The following is a 16423-nucleotide window of genomic DNA, read 5'->3' as shown; positions in this document are numbered from 1 at the left end:
ACCAGCGGGCAAAAAAACACTCAACTACACAAACCCCTGAAGCACCGCTTTAATCTGAAAATACTCCACACCGTCAGGCAGCGCTTCCTTAACCGGCTTGAGGCCCTCGGAAGGATCGACTTCCTTCACGACGTTTCTCACCTGATCCTGGACTTCCACTCCGACGAGCCGGGAAAAGTCCACTTTTTCTCCTTCATCCGCGCAGCGGAGCAGGTGCTCGCCGGCAGTGGAACGTTTTATGCCCCTCTCCTCGGCAATCACTTCGAGTGACGCGCCGTCTTCGTACATACGGAACGTAATAAAATGACTCGGCACTTTGTCCGCCTGTTTGCTCCCGCCGGGCGCATCGTCCACGGTTTCCGCCGGGTATCCTGCGGTGCCGGCAGCTTCAGAACCGGCTGCATCAACTGAACCGGTGCTGTCACTATCACCATTCTTCTCCGCATACGCTGCGATCCGCTCGAGAAAGGCGGTGCCGTACTTTTCAATTTTCTGCTCCCCGACACCTTTCACGGTGAGCATTGCCTGTTCATCCCGCGGCATCACCCGGCACAGTTCTTTTAGCGTCCGGTCGGAAAACACCATATAAGGGGCGATGCTGTGCTCCCGGGCCAGTTCCCGGCGCAGTTCCCGAAGCTCTGCAAAAAGAGGATCGGTTTCCGCCACACGCTCGACTTTCTGTTCGGCTTTTTTCACTACTTTTTCATGACCTTTTAAAACAGGTACCGCTTTTTCACCGAGGGCAAGCACCGGATAGGCACTCCCGGTCATGCGCAGGTACTCTTCAGCAACGAGATAATCAATGAACTGACCTACGTCTTTGGCGGTCCGGCTTTTCATAAGCCCGTATGTTGAGAGCTGCTCAAAGCCCATCTCCCGCACTTTCTGATTCGATGAACCGGTAAGCACCTGGGCAACCATCGTTTTTCCGAACCGTTCGTTCATCCGCTTAATGCAGGAAAATACCATCTGGGCGTCCCGGGTCACGTCTTCCGTTTCCCGGGTGTCGGTGCAGCTGCTGCAGCGGCCGCACGGCTCTGCGCCGCTGTCGCCGAAATACTCGAGGATATAACTCTGGAGGCAGCCTTCTGTGTGGCAGTAGTTCACCATCTGCCTCAGCTTCTGCATTTCATTCTGCTTACGCGCGTCGCTGCCGTCACCCTGGTCGATGAGAAACTGCTGCACCCGCACGTCCTGGGCGGAGTAAAGAAGGACACACTCCGACGGCTCACCGTCACGCCCGGCCCGGCCGGCTTCCTGGTAGTAGCTCTCGATATTGCCGGGAATCTGAAAATGAATGACGTACCGCACGTTCGATTTGTTGATCCCCATACCGAAGGCGTTGGTCGCCACCATCACGTCGATCCGGTCGTACACAAAGTCCTCCTGGCTCGACTGGCGGGCTGCACCGGACATGCCGCCGTGGTACTTGCCGGCCGCGAGCCCTTTATTCTCGAGCATCCCGTGAATACGCTCGGCTTCCTTACGGGTGGAAGTATATATAATCCCCGGCTCACCTGCATTTTTCCCGACATATTCGGTTATGTACCGGTCACGGGCCTGGCCTTTCAAAACGTGAAACGACAGGTTGTCCCGTGCGAATCCGGTCTGAACAACGTTGTCAGCATTGATGCCGAACGCCCGGCAGATGTCATCCCGCACTTCAGGCGTTGCCGTTGCCGTCAGAGCAAGAAGGGAGGGGGTCTGCCCGAGATTTCCAATCACTTCCGGAATCCGCATGTAGCTCGGGCGGAAGTCGTGCCCCCACTGGGAGACACAGTGTGCCTCGTCAACAGCGATAAGCGCCACGTCCAGCGTACGGAGCAGCTGGATAAACCCGGGCATCTCAAAACGCTCCGGCGCCACGTAAAGGACCTTCACTTCACCTTCGCGCACGGAAGCGATTACCGCATCCGTCTCCTCGTAGCTCAAAGAACTGTTAATAAAAGCCGCGCCGACCTGCGCTTCCTTCAGCTCATCGACCTGATCCTTCATGAGGGAAATGAGGGGAGAGATGACAAGGGTTAGCCCGGGAAAAAGAAGGGAGGGGATCTGATAGCAGATCGATTTACCTCCCCCGGTCGGCATGATGCCCATAACAGGACGGCCTTCAAAAACCCGGCTGATGATCTGTTCCTGGCCGGGGCGGAACTTCTCGTATCCAAAGTGCTGATGAAGCAGCTGTTCAGCCTGTGCAATCATACCGTCACGCTCCTTTTAATAACTTTATTTTAAGCTTCCAGTAATTACACTGCAGGGGGACGCTTTCCGCGGGCAACGCCTCAGCCTCCTCGGGAAATTCACCCTGCGGAGTTACGCTGCCGCCGTTCCACTTCGTTTCGTTTCTTTCAAGTCATAGGCGGTAGTCCCGTCCCCTCTTTAAAACACCTTCGTGGTCCAGTCCTCGCAGTTCCACGTATCCGTCACGATGTCCTCGTAAAATTCCGGTTCGTGGCTGATCAGGAGAATACTTCCTTTGTAAGCCTTCAATGCACGCTGGAGTTCCGCTTTTGCATCCACGTCAAGGTGGTTTGTCGGCTCGTCCAGAACGAGGACGTTCGTTTCACTGTTAATGAGCTTGCAGAGGCGCACCTTCGCTTTTTCCCCGCCGCTCAGTACCGACACCTTGCTCTCAATGTGCTTCGTCATAAGCCCGCACTTGGCAAGGGCTGCGCGCACTTCCGCCTGGTTTAATGAAGGGAACGTGTCCCATACTTCGTCAATGCACGTGTTATTGTTTTCGGTTTTAATCTCCTGCTCGAAGTACCCGATGTGCAGGTTGTCACCGCGCTCCACCGATCCGCTTACAGGCTTGATTTCCCCGAGGATCGATCTCAGGAGCGTCGTTTTTCCGATTCCGTTTGCACCGGTCAGAGCAAGCTTCTGGCCGCGCTCCATCCGCAGATTGAGAGGACGGGAGAGAGGCTCATCGTAGCCGATGACAAGATCGCTCGTCTCAAAAATCAGTTTCCCCGGCGTGCGCGCAGCCTTGAAATGAAACTCGGGCTTCGGCTTTTCCTGTGCCAGCTCGATCACGTCCATCTTGTCGAGCTTTTTCTGACGGGACATAGCCATGTTCCTCGTCGAAATCCGCGCCTTGTTCCGGGCAACAAAGTCCTTCAGGCCGGCAATTTCCTGCTGCTGCTTTTTGTACGCTGCCTCGAGTTGCTGTTTCTTCACTTCGTACACTTTCATGAACTGATCGTAGTCACCGGCGTAGCGGCTCAGCTCCTGATTTTCCATATGGTAGACGAGGTTGATGACGCTGTTTAGAAACGGAATGTCGTGCGAAATAAGAATAAACGCGTTTTCGTATTCCTGCAGGTAACGCTTCAGCCACTCGATGTGCTGCTCGTCGAGGTAGTTCGTCGGCTCGTCCAGAAGGAGGATGTCCGGCTTTTCCAGCAGCAGTTTTCCAAGCAGGATCTTCGTCCGCTGCCCGCCGCTCAGGTCGTTGACATCGCGCTCGAGGCCGATTTCATCGAGGCCGAGGCCGCGGGCAATTTCCTCCACTTTTGCATCAATCGTGTAAAAATCGTTGTTCGTGAGCATGTCCTGATGGGAGCCGACCTCTTCAAGAAGCGCTTCAAGCTCCTCCGGCGTTGACTCGCCCATCTTCTCGTAAAGAGCGTTCATCTCCTGCTCGATATCGTACAGATACTGAAACGCTGTTTTCAGTACATCGCGCACCGTCATGCCTTTCTTTAGTTTTGTATGCTGATCGAGAAAGCCGACGCGGACGTTTTTTGCCCACTCGATTTTCCCCTCATCCGGCTCCAGGGAGCGGGTAATAATATTCATGAACGTGGATTTTCCTTCCCCGTTCGCACCAATCAGACCAATATGCTCGCCTTTTAACAGGCGGAAGCTTACATCATTAAAAATCGCCCGGTCACCGAATCCGTGACTCAGGTTTTTCACCGTCAATATACTCAACTCGTTCACTTCCTTCATTTGTGTATCTTTACTCACGGGCCCCGGCTGGGGTAGACTGTGAAATAGATAAAGCCAAACCGGCGGACCGTAAAGGGAGATCATCATGACCAATTTTGCAAATCAGTTTCAGCCATTTATTCAGACTGCCTGGGAAAAGGCGGGATTTACAGAGCCCACAGCGATTCAGGAGTCAGCAGTGCCGCACATCCTGGCCCGCCGCGATGTAATCGCCGAGTCGCCCACAGGCACGGGAAAAACATTGGCATACCTTCTGCCGATTTTACACGAAATTGACCCGGAAAAGAAGGACGTACAGGCGGTTATTTTAGCTTCTTCACAGGAACTGGTGATGCAGATTCTGGAACAGATCCAGCAGTGGGGGCAGGGAAGCGGCATCCGCTCAGCCTCCCTGATCGGCGGCGCAAACACCAAGCGCCAGCTGGAAAAGCTGAAAAAGAAGCCTCATATCGTTGCAGGCACCCCCGGCCGGGTAGCCGAACTTGTGAAACAGAAAAAGCTGAAGATGCACGAAGTCCGCACTATTGTACTTGATGAAGGGGATCAGCTCCTCACGTCCGAGCATGAGGGGACCATCAGAAGCATCATCGACGCCACGCTCCGTGACCGTCAGCTGATTCTGTTTTCCGCCACCGTACCTGAGGAGACGGAGAAAAAAGCAGACGCCCTCATGAACGAAGCCGAGGTGATCCGCAAAGAGCGGGACGCATCTGCTGCCGGGAAAGTGGACCATCTTTATGTGGTTTGTGAAGCCAGGGAGAAAGTGGATATTCTGAACACGCTCGTGAAGAATGAAAAGATGAAAGCTCTCGCCTTTATAAACGAGATCGGAGAAGCGAATGTAATCGGGGAGAAGCTTGCGTTTAAAAAAGCAGATGTGAGTGTCCTGCACAGTGACACGGGCAAACAGGAGCGGAAGCAGGCGATCAGCCGGTTCCGTGACGGCAGCACGCCGCTGCTTGTGGCAACAGACGTGGCGGCCCGTGGACTCGATGTAACCGGCCTCACCCACGTTATTCAGATGGACGCGCCCCGTGACGCAAAACAGTACACCCACCGGGCCGGACGCACCGGCCGTCAGGGTGCAGAAGGCACTGTTATTTCGCTTGTAACACCTGGGGAGGAGCGCGACCTGAAACGCTCCGCCCGCGATGCAGGAGTCAAACTCCGCCAGCAGAAGGTATACCGCGGAAAACTGGAAGACATCCAGTCCGTTTCAAAAAACGGATCTGAAATGAAGGGAAAAAAACGCGGGCCGGGGCCGAAGAAAAAGCAGCCTGCAGGCGTGCGCATCGGCCGCGGCGGGAAAAAGAAGAAATAAAATGCTGTTATATGACCCCGTCTCTTTTTGAAAGAGGCGGGGTCTTTTTCCTGTTCCGGGGGAGATGGGGGCAGGGGGAGGGAACTGGCCGAATGCGGGGGCACACCCGGGAAATGGGGCTAAGTCCGCCAAAGCACAAAGTAAATCTCTAAAACTTCAACTGAAACATTCGCCCCCTGCTGCATCACTCCACTACATACGTCTGCGGATCGGCACGATCCAGAAGCGGCGACCGCTCGCCCGGACTCAGAAGGTAAAGCTCGTGCATCGCCCGCGTACAGGCTGTGTAAAACAGATTGCGCTCCGCTTCGTCCGCGTAATTTTCCGCGGACACATCGTAAAGAATCACCGCATCGAACTCGATACCTTTAGCAAGATACGCCGGAATAACCACGAGTCCTTTCTGGTACGTATGCGTATCCTTATCAACCAGCTGGACGGTAAAATACTCAGCCAGAAACGCGCTGACTGCTTCACACTCCCGAACCGTTTTACAGATCACAGCCATCGTTTCCGTCCCGCGGCCGCGAAGTTCCTTTACAAGTGACACGGCCCGTTTCTGCATCGCCTGGCGTCCGGCCGTCTCCACAAGCACCGGCAGATCCCCGTCACGGGTAAACGGAATGATGTTTTCGCCGCCCTCGATCAGCTGGGAGGTAAAACGGACGATCGGTTCGGTGGAGCGGTAGCTTCGCATGAGGGTGATTCGCTCCGTGCGCTCAGTCCCCGTACCTGCCTTATCCGCGTCCTCATCAATCGGCGTAGGGTTCTCGACAGCATGAAGGTAGATGGACTGGTTCACGTCACCGAGCAGCGTCATCCGCGCCTGCGGAAACAGCTGCTTCAGATAGGCAAACTGAAACGGCGAATAATCCTGTGCCTCGTCCACGAACACGTGGCGGATGTGGGTGAGGGGGCGGCGCCCTTTGAGCTGATCCTGAAAATAGAGATACGGCGTAGCGTCCTCCCAGTTAAGCTGCTTACGGTAAATACTATCAATTGCCGCGTCGCACACGGCCTTCAGTTCAGGAAAACGATCCGCCGTGTACACGTAAAAATCACGGTACGTTTTCACCACGTTAACAAACGCGAGCTGCTTGATCTTGCGTTTCAGTGGTACGAGCTTCTTTTTCACGACCCGCTTACTGAGCCATTCCCGCTCACGGTCGTAATCATCAAACGTCTCATCGGTAAACTTTTTAGAGCTCTCCAGCTTCCTGAACGCCTCCAGGTATTCGGATTTGTCCATAAGCTGGATCTCGTCCTCGACCCACTGCTTTTCCCACTCATCCCGCTGGAAGGTCTTGACCTTCTGCATGATCCAGTCACCAGTGAGATCCATCCGGTTCACGAGGGAAATTGATGAGTCAAGGCTGTAAAAGTACGCACCGATTTCCTCCTTTGAAATAAGCTCCTCACCGCGGAACTTAACAGGGAGAAAATGAAGACCATCATCTGAAAGCTCACCCATGTACCCGTCAATCATGTCCTTAAAATACAGCGACGATTTCAGCTGTACCGCTTCTGCACGCACCTGCCTGCCGTCACCCTCATCATTACGCTGATCGGGATCACCAGCACGCTCCTCATCCCTGCCGGATCCGAGAAACCACTCCATCTGATCGAACGGATCCTCCACGTTAAAAGTACCCGAGAGTTCTTTCTGGACATACTCATTAAAGGTTGTCTGCCACAGGTTTTCCTCACCGAGTTCAGGGAGAACCGTCGCCACGTAGCTGTTAAACAGAGGGTTTGGGGAAAACAGTACCATGTTCTCAGAAGTAAGTGACTCCCGGTGGGCGTACAGTAGGTAGGCGACACGCTGCATCGCCGCAGACGTTTTTCCGCTGCCGGCCACGCCCTGGACGATCAGGTAGCGGCTCCGTTCGTTACGGATAATCTGGTTCTGCTCCCGCTGGATTGTGGACACAATCGATTTCATCTGTGGAGAGGACTGGCTGCCAAGGAGATTCTGGAGCAGCTTGTCCCCGATTGTTACACCTGTATTAAAAAGCCCCTTTATTTGCCCGCCTCGGATAATAAACTGGCGCTTAAGCTCAATCTCGCCTGTAATTTCCCCTTCCGGCGTTTCGTACTCGGCCGGACCTGGAGCGTAATTGTAGTACATACTTGAGATCGGTGCCCGCCAGTCATAGATGAGAAACTCCTCATCGTCTTCATCCATAAGTGACGCAATTCCGATATATACCCGGTCCGATGCCTGTTCGCCTTCTTCCTGAAAGTCGATCCGCCCAAAGTAGGGGGAGTCATGAAGATCCCGGAGCGTCTTCAGCTGTTCGCTTTTCTGCCCGTGGCTCCGTTCCCGTTCACTTAGGAACTCTGCCTGCTGCTTGAGACTCGCCTGCGTTTCAATGACATCGTCCGGATCATCAAGGTTCACCGTAACGTCCTCCCAGAAATCCTTACGAACCTGAAGAATTTCCGATTTGACCTCGCCGGAGCTTTCCTTCAGCGCTTCCTGTCTCTGTTCGATCGTTTCCACAACCTCGTCCACACGCTGCTGTTCTTCCTGCCACTGTTTTTCCTCGCTCACGGAACCACTCCTTCACCTTGTTGACAAATAAAAAAATACATAGTAAAATAGTAATTGGATAATTCATGTACTAAAGTAAATTATTGTTGCAGACGTCTTCATAGTGTAGCACACCGTTGTGATGGTCACAACGCTTTTTTTATGTCTGAATACAGTTCAAGCCCGCAGCTTTCCCGAAAGAGGAGCCGCGGGCTTTTTTCATATAAGAGGTTTGTTAAAGTCTGTTGTTGATTTTCGCTCACTGCGCTCTCTGTCCGCGGGCCTTATATGCCCGCAGAAGTGTCACGCGTTCGCTCCAATCAATATTTTAAAATCAACATCAAGATTTAACAGAGCCTTCAAATAACAGGTGATCATGGAAAACGAATGCCTGACAGATCCCGCCACACCCGCGGATCTGTCAGTACCCACGGATCTCTCAGTCCCGGCCGTTGTTTTCCTTCTGCTGACCCAGCTCTTTCTTTGCCAGATCGTGATTCGCTTCCTCCTGCACGCTCAGTTCATCCACTGAATCCCCGCGGAAGTGGGCATCCTGTGCTGCAGACTCAGGGTACTGAGGCTGAGTTTCCTCTTCGTTTACAGCATACGGCTGCTTTTTACGGTCTTCTGCCATGAAAATCACCTCCGCTGTTAGTATCCGGAAAACTCCGCGTTTCATTCTGAAAATCCACCCACACCCTGCCTTCAAAAAAAGGAGCCTGCACAATGGCAGACTCCACAACCGTTTTTTGTATTAATTCTAACGTTTTTGACATTCATTCTAACTGAATTTGAATTTATTCAAACAAATTCAGCACTAATTCTAACTGATTTATTGCTGATGCTGCCTGCAAATCTACTCGTTGCAGTTATACAGACTTATTCATCCTCATCCATATCATCCGTCTCCAGCGGCGGGTGGTTCGCCCGCTGCTGTACGTCATATCCTCGCGTTTCAAGAAGATCCACAATGCTGTTTTCCCCGACAAGGTGAAGGGCACCGACAACGACAAAGTACGTGTCGCCCTCATTATACCCTTCCTCCGCATTCAGGAACTCCTCAATCTTCTCGGCCATCGCCGCATCGCGTTCGTCGGACAGGGCCTCGTAATATGCAAGATAATCTTCAGGGTAATCATCCGCATCAGGCTGACGCAGCTCGGTAATACCTTCCGCATCACCCATCCGCCACATGCTCATAAGCTCAAGCAGTTCATCCCCGAGCTCATCGTACTCCTCAAGGGTTTCACTCAGGATCATTCCCTGCGTTTCAAGGGACAGGTGGTCGGCAAGGGCAAGCTGATCCTCAACCGTTTCAAGACCTATAATCTCCTTCTCGTCCGCCTCCGCCCGGTCGATAAAGTGCATATCGATCCCCAGCTCAGGAGAATAGCCGGCCGTCATGGAAGCGAGCGCCACGAGCGCTTCCTGCAGAAAGTAAGGCTTCATCTGTGACAGGACGTCAGGATCGTTCAGGCCAAGGGGAGAAAGGAGGAACGCCAGCCGTTTAAACTCATCCTCACTGATATAATCCTCAAGACTTTCATCCTGATCCAGCATCCCCGCCTGCGCCGCAAGAATGCCTATCTCATTTTCATCCACACTGGAAAAATCAATCTCAAACGCCGTCACATCCGACGACTCATAAGCCCTCTCAATATCATCGTGCAGCGGATACAGCTCCTCCGAACCGACATGGATGGATCCGAGCAGATACACCGTGTTTTCCCCGTGTTCCACCTCGTAGAACACTCCCCGGGAAGGTTCCATATCAAGGGTGAAACGCTCCTCATCGATATAGATGAATACGTCGTTTTCCGTCAGCGTCCTGACAACCCTGTACGCATCCGAACCGACCGAAAGATCAAGAGGGTTATTCTCAATATCTACACTCTCGAGATTTTCAAGAGACAGAAGAGGAGAGAGATCCTCAATCTCGTTGCCGAAAATCACAAGCTCCTCAAGATTCTCCAGCTGCTCAATCCCTTCCAGACTCTCAATATTCCGCTCAAACGCATGAAGCGTCTCCACGATCGCCAGATGTTCCTCATCCAGCTCCGTATCCCCTTCAATTCCAACCGTCTCACGCACCGCCGACTCCAGATTGCCATCCTCAAAAACCTTCTCCTTGCTCTCCGTCGGTTCCGAACAACCGGACAGACCCGCCGACATCAGCCCGAGCAGTACAACCCCTAATAAATACTTCATTGTCATCCCCCTAAAAGGCTCACTATCTATGTAAAACTTTGTAATCTTCACGCACAAATCTCGTCCATACACCATCTTACTAAATAATGTAAAGCTTGAAAATAGGCCGATCCGAATGTTTTCAGATTCTCCACACACGATCATTTTCAAAACCTCCCCCAATTGAGCTACAATAGAGGGATAGGGTAAAAAAAGAAAATGGTTTCTCGAACTTCACATATACGAGCCTGCAGGGGCGCGCAGCCCCGTCATCACAAGTGACAGCAGCGGGATACTTTCCCGCCCTGCACCGCCCCGTCAGGCACGCACATACAGGAACCGTAAAGGGGAAAGACCAATGACCATTTTATCAGTGGACGGACTCACAAAGACATATGGAGATAAAGTCCTGTTTGACAGCGTCTCTTTTTCAGTTTCAAAAGGCGAGCGGATCGGTCTGATCGGTGTAAACGGCACCGGCAAGTCAACGCTTCTGAAAGTGCTGGCAGGCATTGAGGGAGCTGAAGCGGGCCGACTCGATCACGCCAACGACTTTCACATCGAATACCTGCCCCAGGAACCGGAACTCGATCCGGACAAAACTGTCCTTGATCAGATTTACGATGGTGATGCGGATGTTATGAGGACAATGCGGGCTTACGAACACGCTGCAGCAGCTCTTGAAAAGGACCCGGCTGATGAAAAAAAGCAGGCGGCTCTTATGAAGCACCAGCAGTTCATGGACGAACAGGATGCCTGGGACGCCAACACCACCGCAAGGACCGTTCTTACCAGACTCGGTATTACAGACTTCGCAAAGAGAACCGGGGAACTGTCGGGCGGACAGAAAAAACGGGTGGCCATTGCCCGTGCTTTAATTCAGCCGGCGGACATCCTTATTCTCGACGAGCCTACAAACCATCTCGATAACGTGACCATCGAGTGGCTTGAGGGTTTTCTCGCCCAGTACAAAGGGGCGATCATTCTCGTGACCCACGACAGGTATTTCCTGAACCGGGTGACCAGTCATATCTTTGAACTCGACCACGGGTCGCTTTATGCCTACGAAGGAAATTACGAGACGTATCTTCAGAAGCGTGCAGAGCGGGAAGAGCAGGCCGAGCAGCAGGAGGCTAAGCACCGCAACATTCTCCGCAGGGAGCTGGCGTGGCTGAAACGCGGTGCCAAAGCCCGCACCACCAAGCAGAAAGCACGGATCCAGCGGGCTGAGGACCTTCAGGAACAATCCTTTACCCGGGAAAAAAAAGATCTCGATTTTTCCATCGGATCCCACCGTCTGGGCAAAAAAGTGATTGAACTGAACGGCATCACCAAGTCCCTTGGCGGAAACAGGCTGTTTGAGGATGTGGACTGCCTGGTGATCCCAGGTGACCGAATCGGCATTATCGGGCCAAACGGGACCGGCAAATCGACGCTTCTGAACGTAATCGCAGGACGCCTTGAAGCGGATCGCGGGACGGTGGAAACCGGTGAAACGGTCAGGATCGGCTACTATACCCAGGACCATCAGGATATGGAAGAAGACCTCCGCGTCATCGAATACATTAAGGAAGCAGCGGAAGTGGTATATACTTCGGACGGGACTCTGATCACAGCGGAGCAGATGCTCGAGCGTTTCATGTTCCCGCGCTCTGTCCAGTGGAACGTCATCCGCCGTCTTTCGGGCGGGGAACGGCGCCGGCTGTATCTTCTGCGCGTACTGATGGGGGAGCCGAACGTCCTGTTTCTCGATGAGCCTACAAACGACCTGGACACCCAGACGCTGAGCATCCTGGAGGATTACCTCGATCAGTTCCCCGGGGTTGTCATTACCGTTTCCCACGACCGCTATTTTCTTGACCGCGTAGTGGGCCGCCTCCTTGTTTTCACAGGGAACGGGCGCGTGGAGCCTTACTACGGCAACTACTCGGAATACATGGAATCCGACCGGGCCCGCGAAGTCAGATCTGCTCCGGACAAATCATCCGCATCAGCTTCTGAACCGGCAGCTGATGCAAACCCGGATCAGCGAAAGAAAACGAAAAAACTCTCCTACCGCGAGCAGCAGGAGTGGAACACGATTGAGGACCGGATCAGTGCCCTGGAAGAGCGCCTTGAGGAAATCGCATCCGAAATTACAGATGCCGGCAGCGACTCCGTAAAAGTGCAGGAACTCTTTAAGGAACAGCAGAACACCGAAGATGAACTCGAACAGGCAATGGAACGGTGGACCGAACTGAGCGAGATCGTGGAGGAAATTGAGGCAGGGAAGCAGAACCAGTAATAACCGAAAGCTCCTTAAGGGGATCCGAGATGGAAACTGAGGTTGCATCGAAAGGCGGAAACAGCTTCGCTTCACGCCGTCCGCTCGCTTTCCGCGGCGATGCCGGCAAGCCTCCTCGGCTGCGCCTCCGGGGTCTCGCCTGGCCTCCATGGCCGCAGGAGTCTCGCTGCCGGCGGGAAGCTTCGCCTTCAGTTCTGTGTAGATTGCTCCTTATTTAAAGGTGATTTTTGGAGCGGGAGCCTTGACCACGGAAAGCATGCCCGCCCCTTAAAACAAAGTTCTTTTCGTAAAGATTGTTGCTATTGGTATTATTAATTTCGGAGCGAAAGGCCGCGACTCCAGCGGGAAAAGCAACAGCCGAAGACCCCGCAGGGCGATTTTCCCGAGGAGGCTGAGGTGTTGCCCGCGGAAAGCGTCGGCCTGTAGCGCAGAAAACCAACACCTAAAACAGCCTAAAATAAAAACCGGAAGGCAATTGCCTTCCGGGTCGTTTCCTCCGCCTGATCAGCGCCGCTCCGTGCCGGTTACCCGGCCTACGAGCCGCCCGACGAGGCGGGACGCCATTTTCATAAGGAAGCTGAATAAAAAGATACGCAGTATTCTTCTAAAAAGTAAGCCCATGTTATTTTCACCCCGTGTGTGTGATTGCTAATCCTATTCCCTTGAGCCGCTGCCGTGTAAACTTGCAGTTTGGTTAACATTAGTATGGGAAACGGAGCGCAATCCATGCACGAATGTTTTTGTCAGCACACGACCAGAATGGAAATAGACGAAGCAAAGCAGCCCGGCAGGGGGGACTACGACATGACCAGGAAATTAACAGAAGAAGAAATCCAGGCTCACTGCAGCTCACCCACTGTGTTTACAAGAGGGAAGTCCTATTACCTCAATGAGGCAGTGGAGGATTTGTATTACGAACCGGCCGATCGTGCCTACGTAGCTGTTGTGAACGGAATGGATGACTATCACGTCACCCTCTATACAGACAGCGAACGCACACCTGATCTGAATCGCGCACACTGCACCTGCCTCGCTTTTGAAACGTACGAGGGCATCTGCAAGCATATCGCTGCTGCAGCGCTGGCGGCAGCCGGAGAAACAGAAAAATCTTCATCACCTGCGCAGTCTGCGACAGCCGTTAACCCGCCTCCGCAGACCGGGGAGGACAACGCCGACGGTCTCATTACCTCTTTCCAGCAGGTATACGAGCGGAAAAAGGAAACCTACACCGAGCGGGAGTGGCTGGAAACGGAGTTTATTCTCATCATCACAGCCCCATTCAATGCGGGGAATGGATCGGTTGATCTTGAGCTGAAAGTCGGCCCGTCACGCCGCTATATTGTGAAGGATATCAGCGAATTTCTGGAGGCAATGGAACAGGGGGAGGCAATCAGGTTTTCCAAACTGTTTACGTACCATCCGTCCGACTACGCCTTCAGGGAAGAGGATCTCCGCGTTTTTGAGCAGCTCCGGAAAGTGAGCGAAGTGGAAAAAGAACTGTCCTCCTTTTACCTGAGATCCTACCGGGGAAAAGAAGACAGACGGCGCATCACGATTCCGAATCCATTCCTCCACGACGTCCTGAGTGCCCTGAAGCACTGCCGGGTAACGGTGGAAAATGACCGTTATTATTATGGACCTGATACCGGTCTTGATGTCATCCGTTCACCGGAAAAACTCCCGTTGAAATTCCGGGTCCGGTTCAACGGCGACGACGAATCACGCTTTCGCCTGGAATGGGAAAACAGGGAGGATACGATCGTCCTCGGAAAAAATTACAACGCCCTCTTCCACAGAGGCACGTTTTACTTTCTTAAGGAAGAGGAAAAACAGACGGCACTCATGCTTGAAAAGGAATTCTCTTCACGAAATCTCTCCCAGCTCATCGTTTCGAGAGAAAAAATGATGGACCTTTCCTCGGTCGTACTTCCGCAGCTGAAAACGGTAGGGGAAGTCGAAATTGAACCGGATGTACGGCGTCTGATTAAAGCCGAGCCGCTGAGAGGAAAACTGTACGTCGATCTTGTGGATGACACAGCTACCGCCCGGATGGAATTCCACTACGGCGATGTAGAAGTTTCCCCGTTTGGCGGCAGCAGTGAAGGAGAGGACATTATCGTCCGCGATATGGACCGTGAGATGCAGCTGCTGTCAAGGGTTGAACGAATTCCGTTCAAATTCAACGGAACCGAGCTGTATCTCGATGACTGGGACGATGTGCTTGAGTTTCTCCTCGTCGACGTGGAGGACCTTTCCGGGATGATGGAAGTGTACATGACCTCGGAAGCCAAAAAGCTCATCTATACACCCACAGAAGACCCGCGTGTACAGATCGAAGCAGACGAAAGGCTCAGCCTTCTCGATGTCACGTTCCAGTTTGAAGGAATTGAAGGGGGCGAAATCGAGCGGATGCTCAGAGCCCTCGCGGAAAACAAGAAGTACTACAGAATGTCTTCAGGTGCGTTCATTAATCTGCAGGACGACCGTTTTGCAGGCATGAAAGCGGTACTTGAGCAGATGCCGGCTTCTTCGGAGGGCTACACCCAGACCCAGCAGGTTCCCCTCATGAAAGCCTTTCAGATTGATGAGGCAGGAGACGATGCTGTAAGAAAAGGCAGGCGCTTTCGGGAGTTGCTCGAGCGCATTTATCACCCGGAGGAAGTGGACACCCGGGTACCGGAAGTTCTCGACAACACCATGCGGGAATATCAGAAAACAGGATTCCGCTGGCTGAAAACACTCTCCGCCTACGGATTCGGCGGGGTGCTTGCCGACGACATGGGGCTTGGGAAGACGATTCAGACCATTGCCTACCTGCTGTCGGAAAAAGAGGAAGGGCGTAAAGGGCAGGCGATGATTGTCTGTCCGTCGAGCCTCGTTTATAACTGGGAAAAGGAAATCCAGCGGTTCGCCCCGACACTGAAGTCCGCTGTCATTTCCGGGCCCGGAGCTGAGCGGAAAGAAGCGTTCGAAGGAGCCGGGGAAGCCGATGTGATTATCACAAGCTATCCGCTGCTGCGACGTGACGCACTCATGTACCAGGAAAAGGTGTTTACAACGCTCATTCTGGACGAAGCCCAGTTCGTCAAAAACGACTGGACCCAGACTGCACGTGCGGTGAAGTCGCTCCGTGCCGAGCGGGCATTTGCCCTCAGCGGAACACCGATCGAAAATTCCCTCGATGAGCTGTTTTCCATTTTCGAAGTCGTCCTGCCCGGTCTCTTTTCCAGCAAGCAGGCGTTTAAAAACATGAAGGAAAAGAGCATCGCAAGGCGAGTCCGTCCATTTGTCCTAAGGCGGGTAAAAGAGGACGTGCTGAAGGACCTCCCGGACAAACTGGAAAATGTCCAGTTTACCGAGCTTACGGAAAACCAGAAGGCTGTCTACCTTGCTCAGCTTCAGCTTCTTCGAAATGAAGTGAAAAACGTGATCCGTGAAGACGCCTTTCAGGAAAACCGGATGAAAATTCTTGCAGGCCTGACACGCCTGCGCCAGATCTGCTGTCATCCGTCTCTGTTTATGGATGAATACGAAGGGCGCTCCGGCAAGCTGGACCGGCTTATGGAGTATCTGAAGGAAGCAGTACCTTCCGGCAAACGGATCGTGATCTTTTCCCAGTTCACCAGCATGCTCGCCATGATCCGGGATGAACTGGAAAAAAGCGGCTGGGATTATTACTACCTGGATGGAAAAACACCGTCCAGAGACCGGGTAGCCATGGCCGAAGCGTACAACGCCGGGGGGAAACCCCTGTTTCTTGTGAGTCTCAAAGCTGGGGGAACCGGACTCAACCTGACAGGCGGCGACACGGTTATTCTGTTTGACTCCTGGTGGAACCCGGCAGTGGAAGAACAGGCCGCCGACCGTGTTCACCGCTTCGGCCAGAAAAACGTGGTGCAGGTGCTTAAACTCGTCACAGCCGGCACCATCGAGGAAAAGATCCATCAGCTTCAGGAGCAGAAACGGGAGCTTATGGACAAAGTGATCCAGACCGGTGAAACTTCAATCACTTCTCTCGGAAAAGAGGACATACAGGAGCTGCTTCAGGTATAGTCTGACGGAATTTATCGCATACACGAAAGGAGCCCGGCATCCAGCCCGGGCTCCTTTACTTTGTCTTCCGGAGTTTCCGGAAACAGCGTTT

Annotated in this window: 8 protein-coding genes; 3 read left to right on the top strand and 5 right to left on the bottom strand. The window is 53.1% G+C overall.

The features are described 5' to 3' along the window. Positions 1 to 24 precede the first annotated feature (24 nt). Together recQ and FGB90_RS16170 are read right to left on the bottom strand one after the other, a co-directional pair. Positions 25 to 2202, bottom strand: coding sequence for a DNA helicase RecQ (recQ, locus tag FGB90_RS16175; protein ID WP_138811895.1), 2178 nt, complete (start codon positions 2200 to 2202; stop codon positions 25 to 27). A 177-nt stretch (positions 2203 to 2379) separates the two neighbouring features. Then, on the bottom strand, positions 2380 to 3936 hold the full coding sequence (locus FGB90_RS16170; protein WP_138811894.1) for an ABC-F family ATP-binding cassette domain-containing protein: 1557 nt from the start codon (positions 3934 to 3936) through the stop codon (positions 2380 to 2382). Between the two features lie 103 nt (positions 3937 to 4039). On the opposite strand from FGB90_RS16170, the gene FGB90_RS16165 reads away from it, so the two are divergent. Continuing rightward, entirely contained in the window at positions 4040 to 5275 is a 1236-nt protein-coding gene (locus tag FGB90_RS16165) for a DEAD/DEAH box helicase (RefSeq protein ID WP_138811893.1), read from the top strand. A 184-nt stretch (positions 5276 to 5459) separates the two neighbouring features. On the opposite strand, the gene helD is transcribed toward FGB90_RS16165, so the two are convergent. From helD to FGB90_RS16150, 3 genes are all read right to left on the bottom strand, one after another. Continuing rightward, a complete protein-coding gene (gene helD, locus FGB90_RS16160) occupies positions 5460 to 7829 on the bottom strand; it encodes an RNA polymerase recycling motor HelD (protein WP_138811892.1) in 2370 nt (789 codons plus the stop codon). 418 nt (positions 7830 to 8247) lie between these two features. Then, positions 8248 to 8442, bottom strand: a complete 195-nt coding sequence (locus FGB90_RS16155) for a hypothetical protein (protein ID WP_138811891.1) — start codon at positions 8440 to 8442, stop codon at positions 8248 to 8250. 245 nt (positions 8443 to 8687) lie between these two features. After that, on the bottom strand, positions 8688 to 10016 hold the full coding sequence (locus FGB90_RS16150) for a TraB/GumN family protein (RefSeq protein ID WP_171051881.1): 1329 nt from the start codon (positions 10014 to 10016) through the stop codon (positions 8688 to 8690). A gap of 337 nt (positions 10017 to 10353) precedes the next feature. On the opposite strand from FGB90_RS16150, the gene FGB90_RS16145 reads away from it, so the two are divergent. Together FGB90_RS16145 and FGB90_RS16140 are read left to right on the top strand one after the other, a co-directional pair. After that, entirely contained in the window at positions 10354 to 12279 is a 1926-nt protein-coding gene (locus FGB90_RS16145; protein WP_138811889.1) for an ABC-F family ATP-binding cassette domain-containing protein, read from the top strand. A gap of 804 nt (positions 12280 to 13083) precedes the next feature. Further along, positions 13084 to 16332, top strand: coding sequence for a DEAD/DEAH box helicase (locus FGB90_RS16140; RefSeq protein WP_171051880.1), 3249 nt, complete (start codon positions 13084 to 13086; stop codon positions 16330 to 16332). Positions 16333 to 16423 lie beyond the last annotated feature (91 nt).

Origin of the sequence: Alteribacter natronophilus (genome assembly GCF_006007885.1) — a bacterium.
Taxonomy (GTDB): domain Bacteria; phylum Bacillota; class Bacilli; order Bacillales; family Salisediminibacteriaceae; genus Alteribacter; species Alteribacter natronophilus.
This window is presented reverse-complemented; position numbering and strand designations above follow the sequence as displayed.

Coding starts and splice junctions, on each gene's coding strand:
- recQ (WP_138811895.1), bottom strand. CDS start 2,202: ATGATTGCACAGGCTGAACAGCTGCTTCATCAGCACTTTGGATACGAG.
- FGB90_RS16150 (WP_171051881.1), bottom strand. CDS start 10,016: ATGAAGTATTTATTAGGGGTTGTACTGCTCGGGCTGATGTCGGCGGGT.
- FGB90_RS16145 (WP_138811889.1), top strand. CDS start 10,354: ATGACCATTTTATCAGTGGACGGACTCACAAAGACATATGGAGATAAA.
- FGB90_RS16140 (WP_171051880.1), top strand. CDS start 13,084: ATGACCAGGAAATTAACAGAAGAAGAAATCCAGGCTCACTGCAGCTCA.
- FGB90_RS16165 (WP_138811893.1), top strand. CDS start 4,040: ATGACCAATTTTGCAAATCAGTTTCAGCCATTTATTCAGACTGCCTGG.
- FGB90_RS16155 (WP_138811891.1), bottom strand. CDS start 8,442: ATGGCAGAAGACCGTAAAAAGCAGCCGTATGCTGTAAACGAAGAGGAA.